We start from the raw sequence: 12,655 nt of genomic DNA on the forward strand, positions 1-12,655 counted from the left end.
TGTCAGGGCCTCGGCTCCATCGTCGTCCGGTCGGATGCCGCCCCCTGGCCGCCGGTCTCTCCCGCGGCAGTCGGCCAATCACCGGAACCGGTGGCCGGCGAGCCAGTGGCCGGCGAGCCGGTCGTCGACGAGCCGGTGCCCAGGCCGAGGCGTAGGAGTACGAGGTGGGCGACATCGGTGATGGTGCCGCCGCTGCGCAGCAGTTCGAGCGGGGGGATCTCGATGTCGAACCGCCGGCGCAGTGACACCAGCATCTCGGCGAGCATCAGGGAGTCCAGTCCGTACTCGTCGAGCCGCCGGTCGTGGTCGAGGTCCTGCTCGTCCATGTGCAGGACGCCCGCGAGCAGGTGTGCCAGGTTCTCGGCGATGGCGCGTACCGCGTCCTCCGGGGGCATGGCCGCCAGCGCCTGGAGGATCTCCTCCCGGGTACGGTCCGCGCCGTCCATGCGCTCGGGCAGGAGGAGGGAGAGCCGCGGGCTGCCGAGTGTCGGCAGCAGTCCGCGCAGGCGTGCCCAGTTGTAGCGTCCGACGCCTGCCACTTCGGCGCCGCCGTGACCGGCCAGCCGGTCCGCCGCGGCGAAGGCTTCGTGCGGTGCGAGGGGTTCCATGCCGACGGAGGCGAGGGCCTGGGTCAGGTCGTTGCGGGCGACGTACCCGGTTTCGCCGATGGCGCCCCAGGCGATCGCCTGCCCGGCCTTCCCGGCCCGTCGGCGACGGCGTACCAGGGCCTCCGTGATGAGGTTGGCCGCCACGTAGTTGGCCTGCCGGATGTTGCCGAGGAGCGTCGTTCCCGAGGAGTACGTCAGGAACGTTTCGACGTCGCGTTCGTCGGCCAGCTGGTCGAGCACCAGGACACCGCCGGCCTTGGGGGCCAGTGCCGCGGCGAACCGCTCGTCGCTGAGCCCGGTCAGCAGGTCGTCCTCCAGGGACATCGCACAGTGCACGATGCCGCGCAGCGGATGGCCGCCGGCTTCGATGCCGTCCACGATGCGCCGCATGGCTGCCGGGTCCGACGTGTCTGCGGCGTGGGCGGTGGCCTGGACGCCGCGCGCGGCGAAGCCGGCCAGCAGGTCGGCGGCTCCGGGGGTCTGCCGGCCGCGGCGGCCGACCAGGGCCAGTCGCCGTACGCCCCGGTCGGCCAGCCAGCCGGCCGTCGCGGCGCCGAAGCCGCTCAGGCCGCCGGTGACGAGATAGGCGCCGTGCGGGTCGAACTCGGGCGCCGCCATCCGCCTCTCGGCCCTGACATCTTCGTCGAGCGGGTCGAAGGCCACGACGACCTTGCCGACGTGGCGGGAGTGCTGCATCAGATGGAACGCCTCGGCCACCCGCGCGTCGGGATACACGCTGTACGGCAGCGGGCGGTAGGCCCCGTCCCGTACCCGTTCGACGACCTCCGCGTACAGTGCCGCGCCGCGGTCGGGGTCGAAGGCGAGGGTGGTGAGGTCGACGCCGAAGAAGGCGATGTTGTTGCGGAAGGGGCGCAGCAGCAGCGGATTGTTCTCGTAGATGTCCCGCTTTCCCAGTTCGATGAAACGACCGCCGGGGCGCAGGAGTTCCAGACTGCGGGTGATCGCTTCGCCGGCGAGGGAGTTGACGACGACATCGACTCCCCGGCCGCCGGTGAGGTCCATGACCCGGGGGGCGAACTCCAGGCTGCGTGAGTCGAGGACGTGGTCGGCCCGCAGGTGGCGCAGGAGTTCCCGTTTCGCGGGGGTGCCCGCGGTGGCGATCACCCGGGCGCCGCACCGTTGGGCGTACTGGAGGGTGGCCAGGCCGATGCCGCCCGCTCCGCCGTGCACCAGAACGGATTCTCCTGCCTGGAGCCTCGCCAGGTGTCCGAGGCTGTAGTGCACGGTGGCGAAGACGACGGGCAGGGTCGCCGCCTCGGCGAAGCCCATGCCGTCGGGGAGGTGCCCGAGGGCGTGTTCGGAGGTGAGGGTGTGGGAGGCGAGGGAGGCGGGCGCGAGGCCGTAGACCCGGTCACCGGGCCGGAAGCCGCGGACATCGGGGCCGACGGCGGTGACGACTCCGGCGCATTCCAGACCGAGCCCGGCTTCGGTGCAAGTGCCTTCGATCGCTTCCGGCGGCAGCAGCCCGACCGCCTGCATCATGTCGCGGTAGTTCAGTGCGGCGGCCCTGACAGCGAGGGCCACTTGGCCGGGGCCTGCCACGGGCGGGGAGTTCTCCACCCAGGCGAGGTCGTAGGACAGGCCGGGTGAGCGTACTTCCAGGGTGTAGCCGGCCGACGTGCTGGTGTGGGGGTGGGGGTGGGTGTCGGTACGCGTCGCCATCAATGTCGCGGGAGGCAGTGGTACTTCACGGGGTACGAATCTGCCCCCGCAGGCCGTGATGACGGTTTCGCCCTCCTCGTCCTCCACCAGAAGTTCGCGGGCGACACGGGCGGCGTCGACGGCGGCGACGCCGGTACGGTCCAGCGAGATGACGCGGACCGTCAGCCGCGGCTCCTCGTTGCTCAGGCTCCGCGCCACGCCCCAAACGGCCGCGTCCTGCACGGCGAGGGGCCTTTCGGGCGGCGGTAGTACGCCGCTGGGCCGGGTGACCAGGGTCAGCGACGCCGTCGCTTCGTCGCCGAGCTTCGCACAAACCTTCGCTACGCCTCGCATGGCGGCCGCGCGCCGGGTGGCGAGCGCCACCACTTCGCCGGGGTCGGTGGGGTTCTCGTCGCCGAGGATGATGCAGAGGTGGCCGCCGCCTTGTCCTTCGTGGCCTTCATGGCCTTCATGGCCTCCTGTCTTGTGGAGTTTCGCTGCCCAGGCCGCGGGGTCCGGGCCCGCCACGCACACCTGGACCGCGGTTTCGTGCGGCGCGTCGTCGCGGTCCGTGCCGGCCTGGGACATTTCGCCCTGGGGCCGTTCACCCCGGGCTCGTTCGTCTCGGGCCGACCCGATCAGCGCGGCGATCTCGTGCGCCAGCGGGAGTTCACCGGTGGTTTCCGCCGCGAGGATCCAGCGGCTTCCCGGTGGGGCGGCGGGCAGCGGCCGGGCTTCGGCGGCTCGCCGCGGAGCGGCGGCGAGCAGGACCGAGAAGTCGTCGCGGCACGGTGGCACGTCGTCGCCGGTGCGTACGATGTCGGTGAACCCGTTTCGCTCCAGCAGGTCGGGCCACCGGTCCCCGGGCAGCAGCAGGGACTCCGGTCGCTGCTCGTGGTCGCGACGGTCCCAGAAGCTGTCCAGCGTGCCGAAGAACGGCGCGATCATGTGCGGATCGTGACTCTCGACCGCGAGCAGCAGCCCCCCGGGTGCCAGTAGGGAAGCCACGTGGCGGATCGCGGTGTTCAGGTCCTTGGCCGTGTGGAGGGCGTTGGCGGCCACCACCAGGTCGAAGCCCGCCTCGGGCAGGCCCTGTTCGGCCGGTGCGGTGTCGAGGTCGAAGGGGCGGTACGACACGAAGTCGTACGCGGCGAAGCGGCGCTCGGCGCGGGCCAGGAAGGCCACCGCGATGTCGGTGCAGACGTACTGGGTGCGCTCGGGCGGGAGCAGGGGCAGCAGCGCCGCCGAGGTGCCTCCGGTGCCGGCGCCCACCTCCAGGACGCGCAGCGGCCGGTCGGCCGGCCATGACCGGACCAGTTCCCGCAGGAGCGCCTGGGCGATCCTGTTGTGGAAGCGGCCGGTGACGGCGGTGTCGTACAGCTGCTCGACCTCGGCGAGAGCGTGACTGCCATCGATGGCCAAGGGTTCCCCGGTGTCCCGGTCGCCCTGCGGGAGAAGGCCCTGCAGGCCGCTGGCGGCAAGCCGGCTTTCCACGGAGAACTGCGGGAAGTCCAGGAGCAGGCGACGCAGCGGTTCCGTCCCGTCGATCCTGTCGATCACGTCCGGCCCGTCGGCTGTCCCGGTGCGGGTCAGGCGGTACCGGTCCGTCCGGGAACGTTCCAGCAGACCGTGGCGCTCCAGCTCGGGGAGCATCATGTCGAGGTAGGGCACCCGCCGCGCCGGCATGCCCGCCGCGACCAGATCGGGAATGCCGAAGGTGGCGGTGGCGTCGTCGGGGGCGTCGGATAGCAGCGAGGCGATGGCAGCCGCGTGCTGGTGGGCGCTCGCCTTCTTGAAGGACTCCGCGAACCGTTCGTACGGCTGTGAGTGCCAGTCGGCGCGCAGGGCCGCGATGCGCCCGGCGGCAGCGGTCACCAATGCCGTGGGCGTCGCTGTCGGCCCGTCCGCCGGTGTCTCCGCGCCGTTCGGCCGGGCCCGCAGCACCGTGTGATGTGTGGTCAGCGGGGTGCGTTGGGCGCCTGCCAGGCGGCGGAGCCGGCACTGGTCCAGGGTGACGCTGACCGCGCCTTCCTCGTCGGTGACCGTGATGTCCCAGCACGCCTCGACGGCCGACAGCGAGCGGCGGCGCGCGTGCACCCAGCCGGACGCGGCGGGCGCACGCCAGACGCGGGCGGTGCCGATGGCGGCCGGCAGGTACACGCTGCCGTCGGCCACCGCTCGGGCGATCAGCGGCGCCCCGGCCTGCAGTGCGCCGTCCAGCAGGGCCGGGTGGACCGTGTACTCCTCGCCGGGCGTGTCGTGCCGGTAGGCCGCCAGCACCTCACCGTCCCCGACATGCAGTTCGCGCAGTACCTGAAACGACGGGCCGTACTGCAAGCCCGCTTCGCCCACCGCCGCGTAGTGTTCCGCGCCGCCGACGACCCTCGGGCAACGGGCGCGGATGCCGGTGAGGTCCACGTCGGCGGGGGGCTGCCCGAGGAGGGCCCGCACCCGCGCGCGCACGTGGGGGCGCGGCTGGCGGGTCTGTGCGTCGGTGCTGGTGATGCGTACCGTTCCGTCGTCCGGTGTCAGGGCGAGTTGTACGCGTACGCTGCCGGCGTCCGCCCAGGGCACCACCAGAGGGCGGGTGATCTCCAGGCAGTCCACCTCGGCCGGGCCGCCCAGGACCAGGCGCCCGGCGGCCAGCGCCATCTCCACGTAGGCGGTCGCCGGGACGACGACCGAGCCTGCCAGTTTGTGGTCGGCCAGCCAGGGTGCCAGCGCGGGTTCGACGGCGCCCTGCCAGGTCGGCAGGGGTGAGGGCAGCCGCTCCCCCAGCAGCGGGTGGTCCAGGAGCCCCGAGCCGCTGGTGCGCAGCCAGGTCTGCGGAGTGCCGTTCCAGTGCTTCTCGCGCTGCCACGGGTACGCCGGAAGCCGCACGACGCGGCCCTGACGGGGAAAGTGGCGACCCCAGTCCAGGCGGGCGCCCTGCGCCATGAGCGTGGTCACCGTACGGTGCAGGGCCGCGCGGCCGTCGGTGCCGCGGCGCAGCGAGGCGGTCACCGCCACCGGGGTGCGCGGCCTGGTGTGGGCGATCCGGCGCAAGTAGGAGGCCAGCACCGGGTGGGGGCCGACCTCCACGAACACGTCCGTACCAGCGTCCAGGGCGTGCTCCACGGCAGCGGCGAACCGGACCGGTTCGCGGACGTTGCGCCACCAGTGGTCGGCGTCCAGTTCGGTGCCGTCGGCCGGTCCGCCGGTGACGGTCGAGATCATGTCGAGGTGCGCCGCGCCGGGGCGCAGGCCGGCCAGGCCACGGCTCAGCGGTTCGCGGATCGGGTCCATCGCGGCGCTGTGGAAGGCGTAGTGCAGGCCGAGGTCCCGGCACACCACTCCTTGCGCGGTCATCGCGTCGACGAAGCGGCCGAGCTGGTCCCGCGGCCCGGCGACGGTCACGTCGCGGCCGCTGTTGACCGCCGCCGGCTCCAGCCCCGGGTATGCGGCCAGCTCCTTCTCCGCCTTACGGGCCGGCAGGACGACGGCGGCCATCCGGCCCGTGTGGGCGGTGGCGGCCTGGGTACGGCTGCGCTCGGCGATCACCTGGGCCGCCTGGGCGAGGTCCAGCGCACCGGCGACGTACGCGGCGGTGACCTCGCCCACGCTGTGGCCCAGCACGGTGTGCGGGACGACGCCCTGCTCCGCCAGCACGCGCACCACGCCGACCTGTACGGCGAACAGCAGCGGCTGCGCGATTTCGGTGAGCGCCAGGCGGGACCGCTCCTCGGGAACGGTCAGTTCGCCGGCGACGGACCAGCCCAGCCGTGGCGCGAGTGCCGCGTCGACGGCCTCGACCGCTGCCCTGAACACCGCGCTGTGGGCCAGCAGGTCGGCTCCCATGCCCGCCCATTGCGAGCCGTTTCCGGAGAAGACGAATGCGACCCGCCCGTGGGCGACGGCCTGCGGGGTGGTGCCGACGAGGGGGGCGGGCTCCTGACCGGCGGACCGTGCCGGGACGGCGGATTGCGCGGGGATGGTGGGCTGAACCGGGGCGGTGGACTGCGCCGGTACGTGAGCGGCGGCCGGCTTCCCGGCGGGCGGCATCGCCTGCCCTGCGAAGCGGCGCAGTTCGGCGGCCGCGGTTCGAGCATCGCCCAGGACGGCCGCACGATGCGGGTGCTTCCCCCGCCGCAGGCACGTGGTGTACGCGATGTCGTAGAACTCCTGCGGCGACGCGGCCGCCAGGCGGTCGGCCAGCCGGTTCGCCGCCTCGGCCAGCGCGGGCTCGGTGCGGGCCGAGACGATCACGGGGTGAACGTCGTCGGAGTGAACGTCGTCGGAGTCGGCCCCGGAGTGGCACTCGTCCGGTGGCCCGGCCGGGGCCGCGGTCAGGATGACATGGGCGTTGGCACCGCCGAAGCCGAAGGAGTTCACGCCCACGACGGGCCGCTCGACGGCGCCCAGCGCCACCGGCCGGGTGGCGGGGGCGAGGTTGAGTGCCTCGAAGTCGATGTCCGGGTTGGGCGGGTCGGCGTGCAGCGTCACCGGGACCGTCCGGTGGCGCAGTACGAGCAGCGCCTTGAGCAGGCCCGCCATGCCCGAAGCGGGCTCCAGGTGCCCGATGTTGGACTTGACCGAGCCGATCGGCAGCACGCCCGTGCTGCGGTGCCGGCCCAGGGCGCCGCCGATGGCCCGGCACTCCAGCGGGTCGCCGACGAGCGTGCCGGTGCCGTGTGCCTCCAGGTAGACCAGTTCGTCGGGCCCGACGCCCGCCTCCTCGTACACCGAGCGCAGCAGGTCTTCCTGTGCCTCGGCACTGGGCAGTGCCAGGCCCATGGTCCGCCCGTCGCTGTTGGACGCGCTGCCCAGGATGACGCCGTGGACGCGGTCGCCGTCGGCCACCGCGTCGGCGAGCCGCTTGAGGACCACGAGGCCGCCGCCCTCCGCCCGTACGAATCCGTCGGCGCCGGCGGAGAACGCCGCGCACCGGCCGGTCGGCGACAGCATCGACGCCTGGCAGAAGCCCACGTAGTGGTACGGGCTGAGCAGCACGTTGACGCCGGCGGACAGCACGGCGCGGCTGGTGCCGTCGAGCAGGGTGCGGCAGGCGCGGTCCAGCGCCACCAGCGACGAGGAACAGGCGGTGTCCACCGCCATGCTCGGGCCGCGCAGGTCGAAGAAGTGGGACAGCCGGTTGGCGGCGATCGACGAGGCGCCGCCCGACATGGTGTAGGCGTTGACGGCGTCCGGCATCATCATCTGCAGGCCGCCGTACGAGGCGTCGGACACCCCGACGAACACGGCGGTGTCCGAGCCCGCGACGCGTTCGGGGGCGATACCCGCGTCGTCCAATGCTTCCACGGCCAGCTCCAGCAGCAGCCGGTGCTGGGGGTCCATGCGAGACGCCTCTTTCGGCGCGATGCCGAAATAACCGGCGTCGAATCCGGCGATGTCGTCGAGGTAGCCGCCCGCCGCCGTATAGCTCTTCGCGGGACGCGGCATCGAGGTGTCGACGAAGCGGCGGGCCTCGAAGCGGTCCGCCGGCACCTCGCCGACCGCGTCACGGCCCTCTTCCAGCGCTGTCCAGAGCCCGTCGAGGCTGTTGATGCCGCCTGGCAGGCGGCAGGCCGCGCCGACCACCGCGACCGCCCGGTCCGGGGCCGCGGCCATGTGTTCTTGCATGTACGAGCTGCTTTCTTCGGAGACGGACGGCAGGCCGCCGGTGGGCTCGGCGGCAGCCTCGGGCACATCGTTGGACCGCCTCGGGCCGTCGCTTCACGGGTGCGCCGCACGAACGACCCGGTCGAGGCGGAGTCGTACGTTCAGCGTCCGGGCAGGGCACCCGCCTTCCGGTTCTCCGGGCTGCCACCTCGCGGGGCCGGCACGCCGCGCCATGGATGCCGTACCGCCCAGCGCCTTCCGGCGGCATGACCGCCTGCACACTCCCGCTGAAGCTCAGCGGATCCGGGCAGGCGGAGGCGGAGGCGCCAACGCATAGAGGAGCCCTCCTTCGACCGCGAAGACCCGACAAAGCCTTATCCCGGTGGCAAACGACCGATAGTCCATGTGGGTTACGCGCAGTCGGGCAGCGCGGCAGCCGCCTGCTGGAGGTGTTTCTCCGGCGGCCTCGATTCCCTTCGAAAGGCGCGCGACCGGTCCACCATCAGCTGACCTTCTCGCGCATTCTTCGCCCGTTCCCCGCCCGGCCTTCGCCCGTTCCTCGCCCATTACCGCTCCCGTTCCGCCGGCAGCCTGAATTCCGGAGCTTCGAACGAGCCGCGAAGGCTCGGACAGCCGTATCGCGAATCGGGATGAAGAGGGTCAGCGCGCCAGGTGACAACGAGAGGGCCGGCGGCGCCCGCACGGGGCTGCCACAGCGGCGCCACACGCAATGGCCAACGTCGCCCCCGTAAGGAGCACACATGATGCCCCCTCCCTGCCGACCAGGCCCAGCGCGCCCTCTCCGGCATCACCGCGCAACTGGGCGACGCCTCGCTCGCCACCGGGGGCACCTGGCAACCGGTGTGGCTGGCGCTGAGCCCGGACAACGCGAACCTCGTGTACCTCGCCCGGCACCTCGACGGTTCGAACCAGTTCGCCGTGGCCGTCCGCGGCGCGATCGGCAATCCGACCGACATCATGGAGGACCTCCCGGCCGGTCGCACGTCACCGTGGCCTCGGGCACGACCCTCTCCCAGGCCCTGGCCGAGCTCCTGACGTCCGCGTTCTCCTCACCCCGGCCGACGGTCCACGTGACCGGCCACAGCCTCGGCGGTTGCATCGCGACGATGCCGGACCCGTGCCTCCTGGCACAACGCCGGCCGAACGCGCCGCAGTTCGCGCTCCTCACCTTCGCCGCCCCCACCGCCGGCCCCCAGAACTTCGTCGATCACCTCGACTCCCTGCCGCTGAGCATGAACCAGCGCTATGTCAAGGACTTCGACATGGTGCCGCTCGCCTGGTGCGACCTGCCCGCGGCCACGTCGTGGTATCCGCCGGCCACGGGCCCGGTGGCGAACGCGGACGTGAAGATTCTGCTGCCGGAGATCGACCTGCTCAAGAAGCAGAACGTCTACGTCCAGCAGCCCAGCCCGCGGGCACCTGCCCGATGAACCCGGTGCGCGGTCTCCCCCATCAGCGGAAGCGACGGCACCCAGGTCACCGTCGACGGCTCGGGGTACGTCGACGGCGCCACCGTTCGGTTCAGGGACCATGCCGCGAGCGGAGTCTGCGTCACGTCCCCGACCCGGCTCACGGCGACGGCGCCACGCCGGGCGCTCCTGGGCCCGGACACGGTCGGCATCACCGTGACGGTCGGCGTGGCCACCTCACCGACCGGTCCGGCCGATGCGTTCACGTACACGGACTGACCGGGCATGTTCGGCGCATGGACGAACGCGCCGCGAACGGCTATCTCCTGGACAACCGGCAGCCCGAGGCGGGCGAGCGCTTCGACGCGCTGGCCGCCCTCTTCGACGCCTCCACCTTCCGCCACCTCGACGACCTCGGGGTCACGGCGGGCTCGCGTTGCTGGGAGGTGGGGGCCGGCGGGCCGTCGGTGGTCCGCGGTCTCTCCGAACGCGTCGGCCCCACCGGGTACGTGCTGGCCACGGACATCGACACGTCGTGGACGGCGGCCGCGGCCGGGCCGCAGGTCGAGATCCGCCGCCATGACATCGCCGTCGACGAGCCGCCGGCCGGCCTCTTCGATCTCGTCCATGCCCGCCTGGTCCTCGTCCACGTCGCCGACCGCGGCCGTGCCCTGCATACGATGACGAACTCCCTGCGCCCCGGTGGGTGGCTCCTGCTGGAGGACGCCGATCCGGCGCTCCAGCCGCTCAGTTGCCCCGACGAATCCGGACCTCGGCAGCGCCTGGCCAACAAGCTCCGCCACAGCTTCCGGGAACTCCTCGCCGAACGCGGCGCGGACCTTTCCTACGGTCGCCGTCTGCCGCGTCTGCTGCGCGAGTGCGGCCTGACCGACGTCCAGGCCGACGGGTACTTCCCCGTTACGGGCCCGGCGTGTGCGGCCCTGGAGGCGGCCACGGTGCGACAGGTCAGCGATCAGCTGGTGGCCGGCGGCCGTGCGACGCGGGCGGAGATCGACACTCATCTCGCCAATATCGCCGCGGGCGACCTGGACCTGGGCATGGCCCCGATGATCTCCGCATGGGGGCGGAAGCCGACCGTCTGACAGGGCCGGCACCCCTCCCACCGGCAACTCACTCGAACACAACCATTCGTCCGGCTCACCGGTCACACGAGCGTGAATTGGCGCCCTCGCACGCCCGTATGGAAGAGGAACCGATGAAGTTTCACCGGACCATGGCCACAGCCGTCGCCGTTACCGCCTTGGCGCCGGCCGCCCTGCTGGCAGCCCCCACCGCCTACGCCGCCGAAGGAGCCCAGGAGAACCTGCCCAGCTGCACCGACGTCTCCACCGCGTACGGCGATTACGAGCAGAAGACCATCAAGCTCGTGCAGACCGACGCGGACGGTCCCGTCGTACGGGGCGGAGGCTGGCGGTCGTTCCGGGCGTCGGTGACCAACATCAGCGACCAGGACGTGTCGACGCTCGACGTCTCCGTACTCGCCTGGCGGCAGGTGGAGGACGAAACTCCGGTACTGGGCACGTTCATACGGTTCGAGTACAAGTCGGCTCAGACCGGCAAGTGGATTCCGGTGGACAGGAACGCGTCCGGCGGCTTTGTGACCGACGGCGTCCTGAAGGCCGGCAAGACCGTGACGTACGAGCTGCGCCTGCGTGCCACGGCGGATCTGCCGGCGCACATGACCTGGGGGGACGTCAGCGTTGACGCGTCCTTCGTGGATCACTACCGCTTCCCTGACGGCACCGTCGTGCCCTGCAACGGCGGCACCACGGGGCAGAACGGGATCAGAATCGTGAACGCGACCGCCTGATCGGGACCGTCCCGGCCCGGCCCCGCCCCCAACGGGCGAGGCCGGGCCCATCATTGACTGCACGCAGGACGGAACGCGTACAGAAGAGCGGAGTGGAACGTGAATCGCATACTGGTCATCGGTGGCGGGATCGCCGGCACGGCGACCGCACTGGCCCTGCACAAGGCGGGGTTCGACGTCACGGTGCACGAGGCGCACCCCGACACGGCCGAGGACATCGGGGCGTTCCTGACCTTGGCGAGCAACGGTATGCGCGCCTTGGCGCAGCTCGACGCCTCGGACGCGGTCACCTCGATCGGCTTTCCGCTGCGCTCGCTGCGGCTGCTCGACGACCGGGGCGGCGAGGTGGCCCACGCGCCGATGGGAGAGGCCGACGACGCGCTTCTGCGGTTCCGGTGTCTGCGCCGTGGCGAGTTGAACGCCGCTCTGCAGGCCGAGACGGTCCGCCGGGGCATCAGGCTGTCGCACGGGACACGGTCGGTGTCCATCGAGGACGGCCCGGAGCAGGTGACCGCGCGTTTCGCGGACGGCGATGTCGTCACCGGTGATCTGCTCATCGGCGCGGACGGCTTGAACTCGACCGTCCGGCGGTCGATCGCCCCCGGCGTGGAGCCCGTGTACGCGGGGCAGCGCGTCTTCTACGGATACAGCCGCAGCGCCCCGGTGGCCGAGGACACCGGGCACATCACCATGGTGCGCGGCAGCAAAGCCGCCTTCGGCTACGCGGTGTCGCCGGACAGGGAGACGTACTGGTTCGCCCGCGTCGTCGCCGAAGCCATCCCTGCCGAGGGTTTCGCGGAGGCCGCCGCCGCGCGCCGGCGTGCGGAACTCGTCGAGCTGCTGAGCGAAGACGCCACCCCCGCCGCGGACATCGTCGCGGCCTCCCCCGACGTCATCATGGCCACCAACGCGACGGAGCTTCCGCCCGGCACCCCCTGGCGCTCGGGGCGGACGCTGCTCATCGGCGATGCGGCGCACGCGGCGTCGCCTGCGACGGGCCAAGGCGCCTCGATGGCTCTGGAGGACGCCGTCATTCTGGCCAAGTCCCTGCGGGACGCGCCCGACATGGAGGGCGCGCTTTCCCTCTACGAGGCGTGCCGTCGCCCGCGCGTGGAGCACAACATCACCGTCAGCGGCCAGATTTCACGCGGTACCCACATGCCGTCACGCACGGGCCCCGGCCCAGCCCCGCAGCGTCCTGGCGACGACTCTCTGATCCAGCAGCTGCATTGGGACACCGACATGCGCTCCATCCGTATCTGAATCGCAATCGCGCAACTGCTGTGCGAACCGCTCAACGGGCCGGGGTGAGAGGCTCCCTAAGTGGTCGGCTGCCGAAGTCCTTCGGGGGTTGACGCGGTAGCCAGTGTCATGTGTGCGTCTCGTCAGGTACCGGGCCGGCCAGGCAGTTGAGGAAGAGGGCCCCTCCCCCCTCATGGGGGAGGTGACTGTACGGGTCTCCGTCCTGGGCCGGTCCGGAAGCTCAAACCCGGAACCGACGACGTGAAGGCAGCATGCCGACAGGA

6 protein-coding genes are annotated in these 12,655 nt (G+C 72.0%); 5 read left to right on the top strand and 1 reads right to left on the bottom strand.

The window, feature by feature from the left end; all coding sequences use genetic code 11:
* Nucleotides 1-2: 2 nt before the first annotated feature.
* Nucleotides 3-7,889 carry a beta-ketoacyl synthase N-terminal-like domain-containing protein gene (locus tag ACZ53K_RS28125; protein ID WP_468841715.1) on the bottom strand — a complete coding sequence of 2,629 codons (7,887 nt, stop codon included), beginning with the start codon at nt 7,887-7,889 and terminating at the stop codon, nt 3-5.
* Between the two features lie 989 nt (nt 7,890-8,878).
* Between ACZ53K_RS28125 and ACZ53K_RS28130 the strand changes: the two genes are divergently transcribed.
* The 5 genes from ACZ53K_RS28130 (at nt 8,879) to ACZ53K_RS28150 (ending at nt 12,392) form a co-directional block, all read left to right on the top strand.
* Nucleotides 8,879-9,319, top strand: a complete 441-nt coding sequence (locus ACZ53K_RS28130; protein ID WP_468841717.1) for a lipase family protein — start codon at nt 8,879-8,881, stop codon at nt 9,317-9,319.
* A gap of 21 nt (nt 9,320-9,340) precedes the next feature.
* Nucleotides 9,341-9,577 carry an IPT/TIG domain-containing protein gene (locus ACZ53K_RS28135; protein ID WP_468841850.1) on the top strand — a complete coding sequence of 79 codons (237 nt, stop codon included), beginning with the start codon at nt 9,341-9,343 and terminating at the stop codon, nt 9,575-9,577.
* A gap of 17 nt (nt 9,578-9,594) precedes the next feature.
* Entirely contained in the window at nt 9,595-10,401 is an 807-nt protein-coding gene (locus tag ACZ53K_RS28140; RefSeq protein WP_468841719.1) for a methyltransferase domain-containing protein, read from the top strand.
* A 113-nt stretch (nt 10,402-10,514) separates the two neighbouring features.
* Entirely contained in the window at nt 10,515-11,129 is a 615-nt protein-coding gene (locus ACZ53K_RS28145) for a hypothetical protein (RefSeq protein ID WP_468841721.1), read from the top strand.
* 99 nt (nt 11,130-11,228) lie between these two features.
* Nucleotides 11,229-12,392: an FAD-dependent oxidoreductase gene (locus ACZ53K_RS28150; protein ID WP_468841723.1), complete on the top strand. Its 1,164-nt coding sequence runs from the start codon at nt 11,229-11,231 to the stop codon at nt 12,390-12,392.
* Nucleotides 12,393-12,655 lie beyond the last annotated feature (263 nt).

Source organism: Streptomyces sp. NPDC033221, from assembly GCF_055577005.1.